Origin of the sequence: Schumannella sp. 10F1B-5-1 (assembly GCF_006517535.1) — a bacterium.
Lineage (GTDB): Bacteria > Actinomycetota > Actinomycetes > Actinomycetales > Microbacteriaceae > Schumannella.
On sequence record NZ_VHQH01000038.1, the window covers coordinates 105,070 to 122,483 of the forward strand.

16 protein-coding genes are annotated in these 17,414 nt (G+C 72.4%); 13 read left to right on the plus strand and 3 right to left on the minus strand.

Annotated features, from left to right (window positions below):
- Positions 1-50: 50 nt before the first annotated feature.
- The 4 genes from FJ658_RS09380 to adhP all read left to right on the plus strand — a co-directional run bounded on the left by FJ658_RS09380 (position 51) and on the right by adhP (position 5,299).
- Positions 51-1,529 carry a cytosine permease gene (locus FJ658_RS09380; protein ID WP_141145125.1) on the plus strand — a complete coding sequence of 493 codons (1,479 nt, stop codon included), beginning with the start codon at positions 51-53 and terminating at the stop codon, positions 1,527-1,529.
- The gene (locus FJ658_RS09385) at positions 1,526-3,166 is read left to right on the plus strand and encodes an amidohydrolase (protein WP_141145126.1); all 1,641 of its coding nucleotides are present in this window, start codon (positions 1,526-1,528) and stop codon (positions 3,164-3,166) included. Before FJ658_RS09380 ends, FJ658_RS09385 begins: the two co-directional genes overlap by 4 nt.
- 16 nt (positions 3,167-3,182) lie before the next feature.
- Positions 3,183-4,079: a carbohydrate-binding family 9-like protein gene (locus tag FJ658_RS09390; protein WP_141145127.1), complete on the plus strand. Its 897-nt coding sequence runs from the start codon at positions 3,183-3,185 to the stop codon at positions 4,077-4,079.
- Between the two features lie 197 nt (positions 4,080-4,276).
- Entirely contained in the window at positions 4,277-5,299 is a 1,023-nt protein-coding gene (gene adhP / locus FJ658_RS09395) for an alcohol dehydrogenase AdhP (protein ID WP_141145373.1), read from the plus strand.
- A gap of 238 nt (positions 5,300-5,537) precedes the next feature.
- Here adhP and FJ658_RS09400 read toward each other — a convergent pair whose 3' ends face one another.
- Complete coding sequence (locus FJ658_RS09400; RefSeq protein ID WP_141145128.1) at positions 5,538-6,023, minus strand: Lrp/AsnC family transcriptional regulator; 486 nt, start codon at positions 6,021-6,023, stop codon at positions 5,538-5,540.
- Between the two features lie 91 nt (positions 6,024-6,114).
- Here FJ658_RS09400 and FJ658_RS09405 point away from each other — a divergent pair, with 91 nt between their 5' ends.
- The 5 genes from FJ658_RS09405 to FJ658_RS09425 all read left to right on the plus strand — a co-directional run bounded on the left by FJ658_RS09405 (position 6,115) and on the right by FJ658_RS09425 (position 11,599).
- Complete coding sequence (locus FJ658_RS09405) at positions 6,115-6,891, plus strand: YitT family protein (RefSeq protein ID WP_141145129.1); 777 nt, start codon at positions 6,115-6,117, stop codon at positions 6,889-6,891.
- A gap of 437 nt (positions 6,892-7,328) precedes the next feature.
- Positions 7,329-8,045 (plus strand): GntR family transcriptional regulator, encoded by a 717-nt coding sequence (locus FJ658_RS09410; RefSeq protein ID WP_141145130.1) that lies wholly within the window; start codon positions 7,329-7,331, stop codon positions 8,043-8,045.
- Entirely contained in the window at positions 8,042-9,562 is a 1,521-nt protein-coding gene (locus FJ658_RS09415; protein WP_141145131.1) for an MmgE/PrpD family protein, read from the plus strand. Before FJ658_RS09410 ends, FJ658_RS09415 begins: the two co-directional genes overlap by 4 nt.
- Positions 9,562-10,482: a methylisocitrate lyase gene (prpB, locus tag FJ658_RS09420; RefSeq protein ID WP_141145132.1), complete on the plus strand. Its 921-nt coding sequence runs from the start codon at positions 9,562-9,564 to the stop codon at positions 10,480-10,482. The genes FJ658_RS09415 and prpB overlap by 1 nt, the downstream gene beginning before the upstream one ends.
- A 1-nt stretch (position 10,483) precedes the next feature.
- Positions 10,484-11,599 (plus strand): bifunctional 2-methylcitrate synthase/citrate synthase, encoded by a 1,116-nt coding sequence (locus FJ658_RS09425; RefSeq protein WP_141145133.1) that lies wholly within the window; start codon positions 10,484-10,486, stop codon positions 11,597-11,599.
- A 102-nt stretch (positions 11,600-11,701) separates the two neighbouring features.
- On the opposite strand, the gene FJ658_RS09430 is transcribed toward FJ658_RS09425, so the two are convergent.
- Both FJ658_RS09430 and tkt read right to left on the minus strand, forming a co-directional pair.
- The gene (locus FJ658_RS09430) at positions 11,702-11,980 is read right to left on the minus strand and encodes an HPr family phosphocarrier protein (RefSeq protein WP_141145134.1); all 279 of its coding nucleotides are present in this window, start codon (positions 11,978-11,980) and stop codon (positions 11,702-11,704) included.
- Positions 11,977-14,043 carry a transketolase gene (gene tkt / locus FJ658_RS09435; protein ID WP_141145135.1) on the minus strand — a complete coding sequence of 689 codons (2,067 nt, stop codon included), beginning with the start codon at positions 14,041-14,043 and terminating at the stop codon, positions 11,977-11,979. Before tkt ends, FJ658_RS09430 begins: the two co-directional genes overlap by 4 nt.
- 191 nt (positions 14,044-14,234) lie before the next feature.
- On the opposite strand from tkt, the gene FJ658_RS09440 reads away from it, so the two are divergent.
- From FJ658_RS09440 to FJ658_RS09455, 4 genes are all read left to right on the plus strand, one after another.
- Positions 14,235-14,963 (plus strand): GntR family transcriptional regulator, encoded by a 729-nt coding sequence (locus tag FJ658_RS09440; RefSeq protein WP_141145136.1) that lies wholly within the window; start codon positions 14,235-14,237, stop codon positions 14,961-14,963.
- 76 nt (positions 14,964-15,039) lie between these two features.
- Positions 15,040-15,492, plus strand: coding sequence for a PTS sugar transporter subunit IIA (locus tag FJ658_RS09445; RefSeq protein WP_141145137.1), 453 nt, complete (start codon positions 15,040-15,042; stop codon positions 15,490-15,492).
- Positions 15,492-15,788: a PTS sugar transporter subunit IIB gene (locus FJ658_RS09450; protein ID WP_141145138.1), complete on the plus strand. Its 297-nt coding sequence runs from the start codon at positions 15,492-15,494 to the stop codon at positions 15,786-15,788. The genes FJ658_RS09445 and FJ658_RS09450 overlap by 1 nt, the downstream gene beginning before the upstream one ends.
- A complete protein-coding gene (locus FJ658_RS09455; protein ID WP_141145139.1) occupies positions 15,785-17,233 on the plus strand; it encodes a PTS ascorbate transporter subunit IIC in 1,449 nt (482 codons plus the stop codon). Before FJ658_RS09450 ends, FJ658_RS09455 begins: the two co-directional genes overlap by 4 nt.
- The last annotated feature ends 181 nt before the right edge of the window (positions 17,234-17,414 follow it).

Consider the following 17,414-nt stretch of genomic DNA (forward strand, 5'->3'; position numbering starts at 1 on the left):
ATCCCGCCCCGAGCACCACTCCGCATCCCGCATCCCTCGGAAGGCCGCCGATGTCCGCAGAACCCCAGCTCGACGCGCCGAGCCCCGGCGCGAGTGCCGACCCCGGCGCCCCCGCGCGCCCCGCCGACCACGTCGACTCCGCCGCCCGCCCCGAGACCCGGGGCATCGAGCTCATCGCCGACTCCGAGCGGCACGGCCGCGCCCGCGACCTGTTCCTGATCTGGGCGGCGCCGAGCTTCAGCATCCTGAACTTCACGGTGGGCGCGACGCTGATCCTGCTCGGACTCGAGGTCTGGCAGGCGGTGCTGGTGATCCTCGCCGCATCCACGCTCTGGGTGCTTCCGGGCGTGATCGCGGTGAGCGGTCCGTCGTCGGGCACATCGGGCTCGGTCGTCACCCGCGCCATGTACGGGATGCGCGGCAACCGCGTCTTCGTCGTGCTGGTCGGCTGGTTCATCGGCGCCGTGTTCCTGGCGCTCACCTGGCTCGGCTCGTCGTTCCTGGGCGCCGATCTGCTGCGGCGCGTCGGCGTCGACGACCCGGTGTGGGCGCCGATCGGCGTGACGATCGTGATCTCGGCGATCACGGTGCTCGTCGCGATCTTCGGGCACGGGCTGATCCTGCGCATCTACCCCTACATCGCGGCCGCGATCTTCGTGGTCTTCGTGCTGGTCGCGGTGTTCATCCTGCCGACCGTCGACTGGGCGTACCGTGCGCCCGCGACCCTGCACGGCGTGCCGCTCTGGGCTGCGGTCAGCGTCGGCTTCACGATCCTCGCCTCGACGCCGCTGTCGTTCATCAACAGCCCCGACATCGCCCGCTACCTGCCGCGCGACACCCGCCCCGGCGGCATCGTCGCGGCGACCGCGCTCGGCGGCGCGCTGCCGGCGATCGTGTTCACGACGCTCGGCGCGCTGCTCGCGACCGGACTCAGCGCCGAGGCGATCGCGGGCGGCATCGACGCCGCCCTGTTCGACGTGCTGCCCGCCTGGCTCGGCCCGGTGCTCGTGATCGGCGTGATCCTCAACACGATCGCGCTCAACGCCATGACGGCCTACACCTCGAGCATGTCGCTGCAGTCGATCGGGCTGAAGCTGCGGCGCATCCCGGCGACCATCATCGTCGGGCTGGTCGGCACCGCCCTCACGGTCTACCTGGTGCTGTCGTCGAGCCTGCTCGACGCGGTCAACCTGATGATGCAGTTCCTGGTGATCGTGTCGGGCCCGTCGATGGCGATCTTCGTCGTCGACGTCGTGCGCCGGCGCTTCGCCTACGAGGGCGTCGAGCTCTTCGACGAGCGCCGCGGCGGCGCCTTCTGGTTCAGCGGCGGATGGTCGCTGCCCGGTGTCATCGCCGTGCTGCTCGGCGGCGTCGTCACGGCGCTCAGCCTGTCGACCGACGTGTCGACCGGGCCTCTCGCCGCCGCGCTCGGCGGCATCGACCTCTCGGTTCCGCTGGGCATGATCGTCTCGGCGGTCGTCTACGCGGCGCTGAAGCGAACCACTCTCGGACGGGAGGAGCGGTCATGACGACCACCCTGTACACGAACGCGCGCGTCTTCACGGCGACCGATGCGGCCGCGGGGGCGGTGGATGCGCGGACCTGGGCCGAGGCCGTGCTGGTCGACGGCTCCACGATCGCCTGGGTCGGCGCCGCCGCGGACGTGCCGAGCATCCCGGCCCCCGATCGCACGGTCGACCTGGGCGGCCGCCTGCTGATGCCGGGCTTCACCGACGCCCACGTGCACCTCGTGATGATGGGCGCCGCGCTCGCGCAGGTGAACCTCGACGACGCGCGCACGCTGCCCGAGATCCAGGAGCGGCTGCGGTCGGCGCGCGACGCCGCGCCCGACGCCGAGCGCATCTGGGGGCGCGGCTGGCTGTTCGACGCCGTGCCGGGTGGCCGCCCGACCGCCGCGATGATCGACGAGGCCGTCGGCGACCTGCCGGTGTTCCTCGACGCGAACGACTACCACTCCTGCTGGGTCAACGCGGCCGGGCTCGAGGCGCTCGGCATCACCCGCGACACCCCCGACCCGCTCGGCGGCGAGATCGTGCGCGACGCCGCCGGCGATGCGTCCGGACTGCTGCTCGAGACGGCCGCGACCGAGATCGCCTGGGCCTACCGCGACCGCATCACGAGCGACGACGACCGCGATGCGGCGGCCGACCGCGCGATCGACAGCTACCTCGCCGCGGGCGTCACCGGCGTCGTCGACATGATGCTCGACGAGCACAACCTCGCCGCGCTGCAGCGGGCGAGCGCGCGACACGGTGGGGAGCTGCCGATCCGCGTCGCGGGGCACTGGCTCGTCGAGAACCGCGGCGACGACGCCGCCAACCTCGCCCAGGTGGCGCGCGCGGCCGAGCTGGCCGCCGCATCCGCATCGCACTGGCTGCGGGTCATCGGCATCAAGCTCGTGCTCGACGGCGTGATCGACGCCTGCACGGCCGCGATGCGCCACCCCTACAGCGACGGCTCGAACGCCGGGCCGATCTGGCCGCTCGAGCAGCTGACGCCCGTGGTCGTGGCGGCGGATGCGGCGGGCCTGCAGATCGCGCAGCACGCGATCGGCGACCGGGCCAGCGACATCGCCCTCGACGCGCTCGAGCGCGCGATCGAGGTCAACGGCGACCGCCCGCGCCGGCACCGCATCGAGCACCTCGAATACGCGGCGCCCGAGACGCCCGCGCGGATGGCGCGGCTCGGGGTGACCGCATCCATGCAGCCCGTGCACTCCGACCCGGCGATCTTCGCCAACTGGGCGGCGATGCTCGGCGACGAGCGGGTCGAGCGGGCGTTCCCGTGGCCCGAGTACGAAGGCGCGGGCGCGCTGCTCGCCTTCGGAACCGACGCGCCGACCGCGCCCTACGCGGCGCTCGCGAACATGTACGTGGCGACGACCCGGGCGTCGGCGCTCGACCCGCGGGTGCCGGCGACGCATCCGCAGTTCGCGCTGCCGATCGAGCGCGCGCTCGGGCACGCCACGCGCGACGCCGCGGCATCGATCGGCGACGGCTCCTGGCGCGGACGCATCGCGCCCGGATTCGCCGCCGACCTCATCGTGCTCGACCGCGACCCCTTCGTCGACGGGCCCGCCTCGCTGCTCGAGGCGCGCGTCGCCGAGACGATCGTGGCGGGGGAGTCGCGGTACCGGGCGGAGTGAGGGTTAGCCTGCCCGCGTGAGCGAGTCGACCGCGCCCGCCGAGCCCGCCCCTGACCCCGCCGCCGGGCCCACCCAGACCAGCGAGCGCGTCGCGGTCGCGGCGCCTTCGCCCTACACGGCGCTGCGCACGGCCGAGGCGCCCGTGCTCGACGGGCGTCTCGCCTCCCCGTGCTGGAGGCGGGCACCGCGCTCGCCGCGCTTCGTCGACCTGGTGAGCGGCGCATCCACGGCTCTCGACACCCGCGCGGCGATCCTCTGGGACGACGCGAACCTCTACGTCGGCGCCTGGCTCGAGCAGCCGTCGGTCACCGCGACGCTGACCGAGCGCGACGCCGAGATCTGGCACGACGACGACGTCGAGCTGTTCATCGCCGGGCCCGACGGCGCCGGCGGCCGCGCCTACTACGAGCTCGAGGTCAACGCCTTCGGCACGATCTACGAGGTGCTGTTCGCCTGGGGTCGCGAGCGCTCTCCCTTCGGCGTGGATGCACCGCCCGAGCTGCACGCCGACCACGAGCTGGCGCGGGAGTTCCCGGGCGTCGGATACGCGCATCCCCGCGGCCCGCGCACCGGATTCTGGGGCTGGGATCTGCCGGGCCTGCGCACCGCCGTGCACGTCGACGGCGCGATCAACGACCCGTCGGTCGTCGACCGCGGCTGGAACGTCGAGATCGCGGTGCCGTGGGCGTCGCTCGGGGTCGTGATGGGCGGTGACGGGGGCCCGGATGCGCGGCTCGCGCCCGGGCACGCGCCGAGCCCCGGCGACGAGTGGAGCATCGAGGTCTCGCGCTTCAACGTCGCGCGCCACGGCGAGGGCGATTCGGGCGGCTGGTCGTGGAGCCCGCACGGCGTCTGGGACTCGCACCTGCCCGAGCTGTTCCCGCGCATCCGCTTCTCCGACGACCTGGTCTGACCCGCTCTCCCGCTCCGGGAGTTGCATCCGCCCTGCAACGGCCCGCAACCCCGGCCTGCCTAGCGTCGGCGGTGCCGCATCCCCTCCGATGCGGCGCCACCACGACGACGAAGTCTGGAGAGTCGATGTCGACCATCACCCCCGCCCCCACCACCGGCGCCGCACCCGGCGTCCGCGGATCCGTCCCGACCGGCACGATGCGCGCCGCCGTGGTCACCGCCCCCGGCGCCCCGCTCACCGTGACCGAGGTGCCCATCCCGACCCCCGGGCCGCACCAGGCGCTCGTGCGCGTGCAGACCACGGGCGTCTGCCACACCGACCTGCACGCGGCGAAGGGCGACTGGCCGGTCGCGCCGAAGGCCGACCTCATCCCCGGCCACGAGGGCTACGGCGAGGTCGTCGCCGTCGGCGACCAGGTCACCCTGCTCGAGGTCGGCCAGATCGTCGGCAACGCCTGGCTCTGGTCGGCCTGCGGCACCTGCCAGTACTGCCGCACCGGCTGGGAGACGCTCTGCGAGGAGCAGCAGAACGGCGGCTACAGCGTCGACGGCAGCTTCGGCGAGTACATGCTCGTCGATGAGAAGTTCGCCGCGCGCATCCCCGGCGGAGCCGACCCGGTCGAGGTCGCGCCCGTGCTCTGCGCCGGCGTCACCGTCTACAAGGGGCTCAAGATGACCCAGGCCCGACCCGGCGAGTGGGTCGTGATCTCGGGCATCGGCGGGCTCGGTCACATCGCGGTGCAGTACGCGGTCGCGATGGGGATGCGCGTCGCCGCCGTCGACATCGACGACGCCAAGCTGGCCCTGGCGAAGAAGCACGGCGCCGAGCTGGTCGTGAACGCGGCCGAGCACGACCCGGCCGAGTACATCCAGGCGCACACCGGCGGAGCGCACGGCGTGCTCGTCACGGCGGTGCACCCGAAGGCCTTCGGCCAGGCGCTGGGCGTCGCTCGCCGCGGCGCCACGATCGTCTTCAACGGGCTGCCCCCGGGCGACTTCCCGGCGAACATCTTCGACATCGTGCTGCGCGCCATCACGATCCGCGGCTCGATCGTCGGCACCCGCCAGGACCTCGCCGAGGCGCTCGAGTTCTACGCCCAGGGCAAGATCCACCCGACCGTCGCGGTCGAGTCGATCGACGACATCAACGACATCTTCGAGCGCATGGAGCACGGCCAGATCGACGGCCGCATCGTCATGAAGTTCGACCGCGCCTCGTAGCGCGACCCCGACTCGGCCGGGCGGCTCATCACGCCCGGCCGATCCGCTCGGGCCGGATGCGCTTCAGGGAAGGTGCGCCTCCGGCCCGGAACCCTCCCGGGGCGGCCGCTCGTGTGCGCGGGGCCGCCCCGGGTTCGCGCGAGCTCGTGAACCCCATCGAGATGTCAGAGATGTCTCGCTCGCGCGGCGTGTCGCGTGGATCTTCGACATCTCGAGCGGGTCGCGTGGCACCGCGCGCTCAGCCCGCCCCGCCCGCGCGCCGCTCGAGCAGCGGACCCACGCGATACGGCAGTGCCTCGTCGAGCACGATCGCCGTGCTCGACCGCAGCACTCCGTCGACCTCGAGCATCGCGTTCGTGACGCGGTAGAGGTCGGGGGTGTCGCGGGCGACGACGCGCGCGAGCAGGTCGGCGCGGCCCGTCGTCGCGTGCAGCTCGACGACCTCGGGGATGCGCGCCAGCTCGCTCACCGCCGAGCTCGAGTGCCCCTGGCTCAGCACGACCTCGACGAAGGCGAGCAGCTCGTAGCCGAGCGCCCGGGCGTCGACCCGCGCGCTCGGAACGGCGAGGTGCCCCTCGCGCTGCAGCCGGGCGAGCCGCGCGTGCACCGTGTTGCGGGCGATGCCGAGGGTGCGCGCGAGTGCGACGGCGGATGCGGTCGGATCGTCGTCGAGCGCGAGCAGCAGGCGGGCATCCAGGGGATCGATCGAGCTCATGGTGAGCATTCTGCTCAATAGACACGCTCAATGCGAGCAGATCGATGCATCCGGGCCCATCGAGTGGAACGGGCGCCCTGCCGCGTCCGATGATCGGGGGATGCGCCTCCGCCGCCTCACACCCGACCCGCCAGCCGCTGCATCGGCCGACGTCACGTCGGTCGGCACGGCGGCGGAGGCGCCGGGGGACGCCGATCGCATCCGCGACGACGCTCCCGACACCGCACCCGACGCGCGCGACGAGCCGGCCGAGGCCCCGCATCCCGAGCCCGCTCCCGCGATCCCGCTGCCGCACGGCCGCGTCGAAGACGTCGCGGGCCTGATCGTCGGCTGCCTGCTCGCCTCGTTCGGGCTGTTCGTGCTCAAGGCCGGCGGCGTCGTCACCGGCGGCACGGCCGGTGTCGCGCTGACGATCAGCTACGCGAGCGGCTGGTCGTTCCCGATCCTCTTCGTGCTGGTGAACCTGCCGTTCTTCGCGCTGGCGATCCGCCGCCGCGGCTGGAGCTTCTCGATCCGCTCGCTGCTCAGCATCGCCGCCGTCTCCGCCGGGGCGGCGGGTCACGCGCTCGTCTGGCCGCACGTCGAGATCCCGCCGATCTACGCCGCGATCGTCGGCAACGTGCTGGCCGGCGTCGGGCTGATCGTGCTGTTCCGGCACAAGTCGAGCGTCGGAGGCTTCGGCATCCTCGCGCTCATCGCTCAAGACGCCCTGGGCTGGCGCGCCGGCTGGGTGCTGCTCGTGCTCGACGCGATCGTGCTGCTCGTGTCGCTGCTCGTCATGCCGCCGCTCGTGATCCTGGTGTCGACGCTCGGCGCCGTCATCCTGAACGGCATCATCTCGCTCAACCACCGCCCCGGCCGCTACACCGGCAGCTGAGCGCGGCGGTCTCTCTCCGCCTCGCGACCCATCCCGGCTCGCTCGAAGGTGGCCACGAACGCCCGCCTCGCGCGGCGTGTTGCGAGCTTTTCCGGCCATCCTCGCTTCTCGCCGGATCGAGGGCGGCCACGAATGCACGCCTTTCACGGCGTGTCCGGTGCATCTCTGGCCACCCTCCGGCGTGCGCATGACGAGGGTGGCCGCGAATGCCCGCTTGCGGCGGCGTGTCCGGTGCATCTCTGGCCACCCTCCGGCGTGCGCATGACGAGGGTGGCCACGAATGCTCGCGGGATCCGGCGCGTCGCGTGCATTTCTGGCCACCTCGCGCTGCTCGAGCGACGAGAGGTGGATGCGGTGCCGGTATACAGAAGGTGGCCGCGAGGCATCGGAAGTAGGCCGACGGGCACGCTCGGGATACACGGGCGTAGAGTGACCGCGTGCGAGCGAGCGATGCGGCCTACACGCGACTGCGTGACGACATCGTCGCGTGGCGGCGCCGCCCCGGCGCGGTGCTCAGCGAGATCGACCTCGCCGCCGAGCTCGGCGTCTCGCGCACGCCCCTGCGCAGCGCTCTCGCCCGGCTCGCGATCGAGGGGCTGGTCGACACGAGCCGTCGCACGGCCGTCGTCTCGGCCGTCTCGAGCGACGGCGTGCGCGAGCAGTTCGAGGTGCGCGAGGCGCTCGAGGTGCAGGCCGCCCGGCTCGCGGCGCGCCGCGGCGACCCCGCCGTCTTCGCCGAGCTCGCCGAGCGCTTCGCCGCCGCATCCACGACCCTGAGCGACGCGGGCGTCGACGCCTACTACGCGGTCGTCGCCGACTTCGACGACGCGGTGGGGGATGCGGTGGGCAATTCCGCGCTGCGCTCCGCCCTCGCCGGCATCCGCACGCACCTGCAGCGCGCGCGCCGCAACGCCGCCGACGACGTCGACCGGCTGCTGCGCGCGGCCGACGAGCACCGGCTGATCTGCCTCGCGATCGGCGACCGCGACGAGGTGCTGGCGGCCTCGGCCACGACCGTGCACCTGCGCGCCTCGCTCGCGCACCTGCTGGCGACCCTCGGCCGCGCCGACGCCGCCGACGCTGCCCGCGAATACGCCCCGCAACCCGACTCCGACACGAACCCCCGCCCCACCTCGAAGGAAGGCCGTCGATGAACCTGCACCCCCTGCGCGTCTACCGCAGCGAGGAGCCCCTGCCGCGCGAGCAGCAGCTGGCCTGGAAGGTCGCCGAGGTCGCGGCCGATCCGGTCGCGGTCGAGCCCGAGGTGGTCGACATGATCATCAACCGCGTGATCGACAACGCGGCGGTGGCCACCGCATCCCTCGGCCGGGCGCCGGTCGTCGCGGCCCGCGGCCAGGCGGAGGCGAACCCGAAGACCCCGGGCGCGACGGTGTTCGGCCGCGAGCAGGAAGCCCGCTTCAGCCCCGAGTGGGCCGCCTTCGCGAACGGCGTGGCCGTGCGCGAGCTCGACTTCCACGACACCTTCCTGGCGGCCGACTACTCGCATCCGGGCGACAACATCCCGCCGATCCTGGCCGTCGCCCAGCACACCGGCGCGGACGGCGCGGCGCTCGTGCGCGGCATCGCGACGGGATACGAGATCCAGGTCGATCTGGTGAAGGCGATCTCGCTGCACAAGCACAAGATCGACCACGTCGCGCACCTCGGCCCGAGCGCCGCCGCGGGCATCGGCACGCTGCTCGGCCTCGACCCGGCCGTGATCTACCAGGCGGTCGGCCAGGCGCTGCACACGACGACCGCCACGCGTCAGTCGCGCAAGGGCGAGATCTCGACCTGGAAGGCCTACGCCCCGGCCTTCGCCGGCAAGATGGCGATCGAGGCCGTCGACCGGGCGATCCGCGGGCAGTCGAGCCCGAGCCCGATCTGGGAGGGCGAAGACGGCGTGATCGCGTGGCTGCTCGACGGTCCGGATGCGCGCTACGAGGTTCCGCTGCCCGGTGCCGGCGAGGCCAAGCGCGGCATCCTCGACACCTACACGAAGGAGCACTCGGCCGAATACCAGGCGCAGGCCTGGATCGACCTGGCTCGCAAGCTGGGGTCCGAGCATCCCGAGCTGCGCGACCCCGCGAACGTCGAGCGCATCGTGATCGCGACCAGCCATCACACGCACTACGTGATCGGCTCGGGCGCGAACGACCCGCAGAAGTACGACCCGACCGCGAGCCGCGAGACGCTCGACCACTCGGTGCCGTACATCTTCGCGGTGGCCCTGCAAGACGGCACATGGCACCACGCCGACTCCTACGCTCCCGAGCGCGCGGCCCGCCCCGACACAGTCGCACTGTGGCACAGGATCACCACGACCGAGGATGCGGAGTGGACCCGCCGCTACCACTCGATCGACCCGGACGAGAAGGCCTTCGGCGGTCGCGTCGAGATCGAGCTGACCGACGGTCGCCGCATCGTCGACGAGATCGCGGTGGCGGATGCGCATCCGCTCGGAGCCCGGCCCTTCGCCCGGGCCGACTATGTGCAGAAGTTCCGCGAGCTGGCCGAGCCGGTGCTCGCGGGCACCGAGATCGAGCGCTTCCTCGAGCTGGCCCAGCGCCTGCCCGAGCTGAGCGCCGCCGAGCTCGGCGGCCTGACCGTGTCCGTGACCGAGGGCGCGCCGATCGGCGACCTGCCCGTCTCCCCGAAGGGACTGCTCTGATGCTGCAGTCGACCCTGCCCCCGCACGAGAAGCGCGCCGCCTTCCGCAGGGCGCTCGCGAGCGGGCGCCTGCTACGCCTGCCGGGGGCCTTCAACCCGCTGAGCGCGCAGCTCATCCAGGAGAAGGGCTTCGAGGGCGTCTACGTCTCGGGCGCCGTGCTCAGCGCCGATCTCGGCCTGCCCGACATCGGGCTGACGACGCTGACCGAGGTGTCGCAGCGCGCCGGTCAGATCGCGCGCGTGACCGATCTGCCCACCCTGGTGGATGCCGACACCGGCTTCGGCGAGCCGATGAACGTCGCGCGCACCGTGCAGCTGATGGAGGATGCGGGCGTCGCCGGCATCCACATCGAAGACCAGGTGAATCCGAAGCGCTGCGGCCACCTCGACGGCAAGGAGGTCGTCGACACCTCGACCGCGCTGAAGCGCATCGCCGCCGCGGTCGCCGGACGGCGCGACGAGAACTTCCTGATCATGGCGCGCACCGACATCCGCGGTGTCGCCGGGGGAGAGCAGGGGCTGCGCGATGCGGTCGACCGGGCGAAGCAGCTGGTGGATGCGGGGGCCGACGCGATCTTCCCCGAGGCGATGGCGACGCTCGAGGAGTTCGCCGCCATCCGCGCCGCCGTCGACGTGCCCGTGCTGGCGAACATGACCGAGTTCGGCAAGAGCGAGCTGTTCACGACCGAGCAGCTCGCGGGCGTCGGCGTGAACCTCGTGATCTTCCCGGTGTCGCTGCTGCGCCTCGCGATGGGCGCCGCCGAGCGCGGGCTCGACGCGCTCGCCGCCGAGGGATCGCTGCAGAGCCAGGTGCCCGCGATGCAGACCCGCGCGCGGCTCTACGAGCTCGTGGACTACTCCGGCTACTCGTCGTTCGACGAGGGCATCTTCACCTTCGATCTCTCGAACAACAGGAGCTGAGATGACCGACATCAAGAAGGGGCTCGCGGGCGTCGTCGTCGACACCACCGCGATCTCGAAGGTCAACCCCGACACCAACTCGCTGCTCTACCGCGGCTATCCCGTGCAGGAGCTCGCCGCGGCGCTCTCGTACGAGGAGGTCGCGTGGCTGCTCTGGCACGGCGAGCTGCCGAGCGACGCCGAGCTCGCGGCGTTCGTCGACCGTGAGCGCGCCGGGCGCGCCCTGGCCGACAACGTGAAGGCGGCGATCGATCTGACGCCGCTGAGCGCGCATCCCATGGATGTCGTGCGCACCGCGGTCAGCGTGATCGGCGCGAACGACGCCGAGGCCCACGACTCCAGTCCGGAGGCGAACCTGGCCAAGGCCGAGCGGCTGTTCGCGGCGATCCCGGCGGTCGTCGCCTACGACCAGCGCCGCCGTCGCGGCGAGGACATCGTGCCGCCGCGCGACGACCTCGACTACTCGCGCAACTTCCTCTGGATGACCTTCGGCGAGGAGCCGAGCGACACGGCCGCCGACGTCTTCCGCATCTCGATGGTGCTCTACGCCGAGCACTCCTTCAACGCCTCGACGTTCACGGCCCGCGTCGTCACGTCGACGCTCGCCGACCTGCACTCGGCCGTGGTCGCGGCGATCGGCGCGCTCAAGGGGCCGCTGCACGGCGGAGCGAACGAGGCCGTCATGGACGTCTTCGACGAGATCGGCGACGCCGACGGCGCCGGGGCGTGGCTCGAGAGCGCGCTCGCCGAGAAGCGCAAGATCATGGGCTTCGGCCACCGCGTCTACAAGAACGGCGACTCGCGGGTGCCGACCATGCAGGCGGCCTTCGAGCGCCTCGTGGCCGAGCAGGGCGGGTCGGCGGATGCGCTGCTCGCGCTCTACCACCGCCTGGCCGACGCGATGGATGCCGCGAAGAGCATCAAACCGAACCTCGACTACCCGAGCGGCCCGGCCTACCACCTGCTCGGCTTCGACACGACGACGTTCACGCCGCTGTTCGTGGCGGCGCGCGTCGTCGGCTGGACCGCGCACGTGATGGAGCAGCTCGAAGCCAACGCCCTCATCCGCCCGCTGTCGGAGTACGTCGGACCCGACGAGCGGCACCTCGAGGACTGAGCCGAGCGGCACCTCGAGGACTGAACCGCGCCGTCACGCACGAAGGGCCGCCGATCGCGATGATCGGCGGCCCTTCGTGATCAGAGCGAGTGGATGCGCCCCTCAGGCCGCGTCGAGGTCGCTCGCGAGCAGGTCGACCAGCTCGGCGAGCACCTCGTCCTCGCGTTCGCCCGTGACGGTCAGCTCGACCTCGGCGCCGTGGCCGGCTCCGAGCGTGAGCAGCGCGATGAGGCTGGCGGCGTTGACGGCCGGCTTCTCGCCCGCGGTCAGCCGCAGCGTCACGGTGTGACCCGACTTGGCCGCGGCCTGCGCGAACAGCGAGGCGGGGCGGGCGTGGAGTCCCGAGGCGGAGGCGACGGCGACGGTCGCGGCGGCGGTCACGCGCGGGCTCCGATCGCCTCGCGCACGGTGGCGACGACGTTCTCGACCGTCATGCCGCGCGCGGCCAGGGCGTCGGCGGCGGGCGCCGAGAGGCCGAAGCCGTCGATGCTCACGATGCGGCCGTGCGGTCCGGCCACGTCGTGCCAGCCGAACGAGGTCGCGGCCTCGACGACGACGCGCACATCCATCCCGGCCGGCAGCACCGACGCGCGGTAGGCGGCGTCCTGCTCGGCGAACCATTCCCGCGACGGCATGGAGACGACGCGCAGCTGGGTTCCCTCGGCGGCGAGCTGCTCGGCGGCGGCGAGCGCGAGGCTCACCTCCGAGCCGGTCGCGACGATCACGGCGGCGGGAGCGGCGGCGTCGCGCACGACGTAGGCGCCGCGGCGCACGCCCTCGGCGACGACCTCGGCCGGGGTCGCGGCGACCTCGATCGGCTGGCGGGCCAGCACGAGTCCGGCCGGGCCGCGGCGCTGCAGGATCGCGAGCCAGGCGGCGGCGGTCTCGGCGGCATCCGCGGGGCGCACGACGCTGAAGCCGGGCATCGCGCGCAGGGCGGCGAGGTGCTCGATCGGCTGGTGGGTGGGGCCGTCGGAGCCGAGGGCGACCGAGTCGTGGCTCCACAGGTAGGTGACCGGCAGGCCCATGAGGCTGGCCAGGCGGATCGACGGGCGCTGGTAGTCGCTGAACACCAGGAAGGTGCCGGCGAAGAAGCGGTTGCCCGACACGAGCGAGATGCCGTTCATCGCGGCGGCCATGGCGTGCTCGCGCACGCCCCAGTGCACGTTGCGGCCGGCCGGGGTGGCGGGCAGGAAGGATCCGCCGCCGTGGATGGCGGTGCGGTTCGGCTCGGCCAGGTCGGCCGACCCGCCCCACAGCTCGGGCATGAGCGCGGCGAGCGCCTGGATGACCTTGCCCGAGGCGTCGCGCGTGGCGAGCGCGTCGCCGGGGGCGAAGGTCGGCAGCGCGGCCTCGAGTCCCTCGGGCAGCAGGCCCGACTGGGCGCGGTGCAGCTGCGCGGCGGCCTCGGGATGCGCGGCCGTCCACCCCTCGAACGACTCCTGCCAAGCGGAGCTCAGCTCGGCCCCGCGGGTGAGCGCCCGGCGCGACTCGGCGAGCACCTCGTCGGCGACCTCGAACGGTCCGGTGGTGACGCCGAGCACGTCACGGAGTGCGGCGGCCTCGGTGGCGCCGAGCGGGGCGCCGTGCGAGGCGGCCATGCCGACGGCGTTGGGGGCGGGCCAGGCGATCTGCGACTTCAGCACCACGAGGCGGGGCTTGCCGGCGCGGGGTGCGGAGAGCGCCGCATCCAGGGCCTCGATGTCGACGTCGCCGTCGGCCGCGAGCTCGACGCGCGCGACGTCCCAGCCGTGAGCGGTGAAGCGTCCGGCGACGTCCTCCGAGCTCGACAGCGTGGTCGCGCCCTCGATCTGGATGTCGTTGTCGTCGTAGATGACGACGAGGTTGTCGAGGCGGTGGTGCCCGGCGATAGCGGCGGCCTCGGCCGAGATCCCCTCCTGGATGTCGCCGTCGGAGGCGAGCACCCAGACGGTGCGGTCGAAGGGCGAGGCGCCCGCGGCGGCGTCGGCGTCGTAGACGGCGCGCTCGTGCTTCATGGCCATCGCCATGCCGACGGCCGTCGCGAAGCCCTGGCCGAGCGGACCGGTCGTGGTCTCGACGCCGGGGGTGTGGCCGTACTCCGGGTGGCCGGGCGTGAGCGAGTCGAGCGCGCGGAACGAGCGCAGGTCGTCGAGCTCGAGGCCGTAGCCGGTGAGGAAGAGCTGGGTGTAGAGCAGGATGCTGGCGTGCCCGCACGAGAGCACGAAGCGGTCGCGGCCGGCCCAGTCGGGCTGCGCGGGGTCGTGGCGCAGGTGCTTGCGGAACAGCAGCTCGGCGACCGGCGCGAGTGCGATCGCGGTGCCGGGGTGGCCCGAGCCGGCGGCCTCGACGGCGTCGAGCGCGAGCAGGCGGGCGGTGGTGACGGTGTCGACGGCGGGTGCGGTCGCGGTGCCGGCGGCGTCGCTCGGGGCGACTCCGGGGGCGGCGGGGGCGGCGGTGCTCATGCGTTCTCTCCTGGTGTCGCGTCCGCGCCGGGTCTCGGCGGCGGTGTTGTCGGCAGGGGCGACGATAGTGTAATAATCATGTCGTCATAACGAATCAGGATGATCTGCTCCGGGATGACCGCCAACGTCACCGCGCGGCCTCGGCCCCGCGGCACCCATCGCGAAACGCATCACTCAACGGGGAGGCGCCGATGCCCACCGCCACCGGCACGAGCAAGTACGTCGCCGTGCGCGAGCACCTGCTCACGCGCATCCGCGACCTCGAGGTCGGCACCCGCCTGCCCGCCGAGCCGGTGCTCTGCGACGAGTACGGCGTCAGCCGCATCACCCTGCGCCACGCGGTCGACGGCCTCATCGCCGACGGCGTGCTCGTGCGCGAGCAGGGCCGCGGCACCTTCGTCTCGGCGCCGCGCTACGCCTCGCGCTACCCCGAGCGCTTCGCCGACCAGGTCAGCGGATTCCACACCCAGCAGAGTCGCGAGGGGCACCGGGTGCACACCCGCGTCGTCGGCTTCGAGGATGCGCCGGCCGGCTCGTTCAGCAGCGACCGGCTCGACGTGAGCAGCGCCGACCGCGTCGCCCGCCTCACCCGTCTGCGCTACGTCAACGACGCCCTGCACCACCTCGCGATCACCGACCTGCCGCTCGACCGCTTCCCCGGCATCCTCGAGGTCGACTTCACCGACGGCTCGCTTTTCGACTGGCTGCGCGGGCAGGGCGTCAAGCTCGCCCGCAACGAGGTCGTCGTGTCGATCGACACCGCCGACACGGCGCTCGCCGAGCACCTCGGCGTCGATGTCGGCGAGAAGGTGCTGCGCGTCGACTCCACCGTGTTCGACGCCGACGACCGCGCCGTCAGCTACGGCACCTCGCACTTCACCCCGCAGAACAGCGAGATCGCGTTCGGCCTGCACGGCTGAGCCGAACCCGCCGCCACGCCCCGACCGCATCCCGCCACCCCGACCCGCACCGATCCGACCGAGAGAACCGCACCGCATGCTGAGCGACAACCTCACCCCCGAGCGCATCCAGTTCGCCGAGAACGTGGATGGCTGGCGCACCGCCGTCGAGCAGGTCGCCGCCCCGCTGCTGGCCGACGGCTCGATCGAACCGGGCTACGTCACCGCCATGACCGACTCGATCGCGAACGGCGGCACCTACATCGACCTCGGCTTCGGCATCGCGCTCGCGCACGCCCGCCCCGAGGCCGGCGTGAACCGCACCGGCCTGTCGTACCTGCGCGTCACCCCCGCGGTGCTGCTCAACGACGAGGCCGCGCATCCCATCGACCTCTTCCTGTGCCTCGCCGCGACCGACCCGAGCGGGCACCTGGAGACCATGCAGGAGCTCGCCGGCCTGCTCACCGACGCCGAGCAGCGCGACGCGCTGCTCGCGGCCACCACGCCCGCCGAGGTCTCGGCGGTCATCCACCAGAACGGACACGAATGATGAAGTTCCTCGCGGTCTGCAGCACGGGGCTGGGTTCCAGCTTCATGGTGCACATGAACATCGAGAAGGTGCTCAAGGAGCTCGGGATCACCGGGGTCGACGTCGACCACGCCGACCTCGGATCCGTCGCCAAGGGCGACGCCGATGCGGTCTTCGTCGGAGCCGACCTCGCCGAGGCCGCCGCCGGGCTCGGGGATGTCGTGGTGCTCGACAGCATCATCGACATCAATGAGCTGAAGACCAAGGTCAAGGCCACCGCCGAGCGCAAGGGCCTCATCGCGGGAGGTGCCGAGTGAACCCGGTCGTCGACGGCATCCTCTCCGTCTTCCTCGACATCTTCCGTCAGCCGGCGATCATCGTCGCGCTGATCTCGCTCATCGGCCTCGCCGTGCAGCGCAAGACCTTCAGCGACGTGCTCAAGGGCACCGTGCGCACCCTCGTCGGCTTCCTCGTGCTCGCCGCGGGCGCCGGCGTCGTGGTCGGCTCGCTCGGCTTCTTCGGCGACATGTTCCAGCACGCCTTCGACGTGCAGGGCGTCGTGCCGAACAACGAGGCGATCGTCGGCCAGGTGCTGCTCGAGTACGGCTCGGCCGCCGCGCTGATCTTCTTCTTCGGCATGATCGTCAACATCGCCCTGGCGGCGCTGACGCGCTTCAAGTTCATCTACCTGTCGGGTCACGTGGCGTTCTACATCGCGGCGATGATCGCCGTGATCCTCGGCGTCGCCGGCTTCGACACCTGGGCCGTCGTGCTCTGGGGCTCGCTCGCGCAGGGCGTCTACATGACCCTGTCGCCGGCGCTCATCCAGCCCTTCATGCGCAAGGTCACCGGCAACGACGACGTGGCCCTCGGCCACACCGGCGGCGTCGGCATCGCGCTGAGCGGCCTGGTCGCCACGGTCACCCGCGGCAAGGGCACCTCGAAGTCGACCGAGGAGATCAAGTTCCCGAACGGCCTCGGCTTCCTGCGCGACACGACCGTGATCGTCGCCCTCTCGATGGCCGTGATCTACGTGATCGTCGGACTCTTCGCGGGCGCCGCCTACATCGAGGGCGAGCTCAGCGACGGGCAGAACTTCATCGTCTTCCTGCTCATGCAGGCGGCGACGTTCTCGGCTGGAGTGTTCATCATCCTCGCCGGCGTGCGGGTCGTGCTCGCCGAGATCATCCCGGCGTTCAAGGGCATCTCCGACCGCCTGGTCAAGAACGCCAAGCCCGCCCTGGATGTGCCGATCGTCTTCCCGTTCGCCCCGAACGCGGTGCTCATCGGATTCCTGTCGAGCTTCGTCGGCGGCATCGTCGGCCTGGTCGCGATGGTGTTCATGGGCGGCGCGATCATCGTGCCGGGCGTCGTGGCGCACTTCATGACCGGTGCCGCCTCGGGCGTCATCGGCAACGCCGCCGGCGGACGTCGCGGTGCGATCCTCGGCGCCTTCGCCAACGGCATCGCGATCACCTTCCTGCCGCTGCTGCTCCTGCCGGTGCTGGGCGAGATCGGATTCGCCAACTCGACCTTCTCCGACGCCGACTACGGCATCGTCGGCCTGTTCCTCGGCTGGCTGTCGGTCGGCGGCGGGCAGATCGCCGTCATCGCGGGCATCCTCGTGTCGATCGTCGCGATGTTCGTCGCGACGGTGGCGCTGCGCGGTCGCGACCGCCGCCGCGCCGCGGGCGAGGGCGCGTCGGACGCCGAGTCGGCTGGCGCGTCGGCCGACGCTGCTGAGGCTTCGGCGAGCAAGTGAATCGGCTCTCGGCGCGCTGACACCGGCGGGCTGAGACCATAGGGATGCGGGGCGGCTTCGGTCGCCCCGCATCGTCATGAACGGCGCCGCCCTGCGCCTCGGGCATCGAGCGCGGGCGGCGCGAGCGCGCTGCCGACCGCGGCGCCGAGCGCCCCGCCACCGCGAGCGGGGCGAGCTGAGG

What these genes read in the sequence shown, in the direction of transcription:
- FJ658_RS09385 (WP_141145126.1), top strand. Translation starts at nt 1,526, where the DNA reads ATGACGACCACCCTGTACACGAACGCGCGCGTCTTCACGGCGACCGAT.
- FJ658_RS09440 (WP_141145136.1), top strand. Translation starts at nt 14,235, where the DNA reads ATGCCCACCGCCACCGGCACGAGCAAGTACGTCGCCGTGCGCGAGCAC.
- FJ658_RS09415 (WP_141145131.1), top strand. Translation starts at nt 8,042, where the DNA reads ATGAACCTGCACCCCCTGCGCGTCTACCGCAGCGAGGAGCCCCTGCCG.
- FJ658_RS09445 (WP_141145137.1), top strand. Translation starts at nt 15,040, where the DNA reads ATGCTGAGCGACAACCTCACCCCCGAGCGCATCCAGTTCGCCGAGAAC.
- tkt (WP_141145135.1), bottom strand. Translation starts at nt 14,043, where the DNA reads ATGAGCACCGCCGCCCCCGCCGCCCCCGGAGTCGCCCCGAGCGACGCC.
- FJ658_RS09405 (WP_141145129.1), top strand. Translation starts at nt 6,115, where the DNA reads ATGCGCCTCCGCCGCCTCACACCCGACCCGCCAGCCGCTGCATCGGCC.
- FJ658_RS09380 (WP_141145125.1), top strand. Translation starts at nt 51, where the DNA reads ATGTCCGCAGAACCCCAGCTCGACGCGCCGAGCCCCGGCGCGAGTGCC.
- FJ658_RS09425 (WP_141145133.1), top strand. Translation starts at nt 10,484, where the DNA reads ATGACCGACATCAAGAAGGGGCTCGCGGGCGTCGTCGTCGACACCACC.
- prpB (WP_141145132.1), top strand. Translation starts at nt 9,562, where the DNA reads ATGCTGCAGTCGACCCTGCCCCCGCACGAGAAGCGCGCCGCCTTCCGC.
- FJ658_RS09400 (WP_141145128.1), bottom strand. Translation starts at nt 6,023, where the DNA reads ATGCTCACCATGAGCTCGATCGATCCCCTGGATGCCCGCCTGCTGCTC.
- FJ658_RS09450 (WP_141145138.1), top strand. Translation starts at nt 15,492, where the DNA reads ATGAAGTTCCTCGCGGTCTGCAGCACGGGGCTGGGTTCCAGCTTCATG.
- adhP (WP_141145373.1), top strand. Translation starts at nt 4,277, where the DNA reads ATGCGCGCCGCCGTGGTCACCGCCCCCGGCGCCCCGCTCACCGTGACC.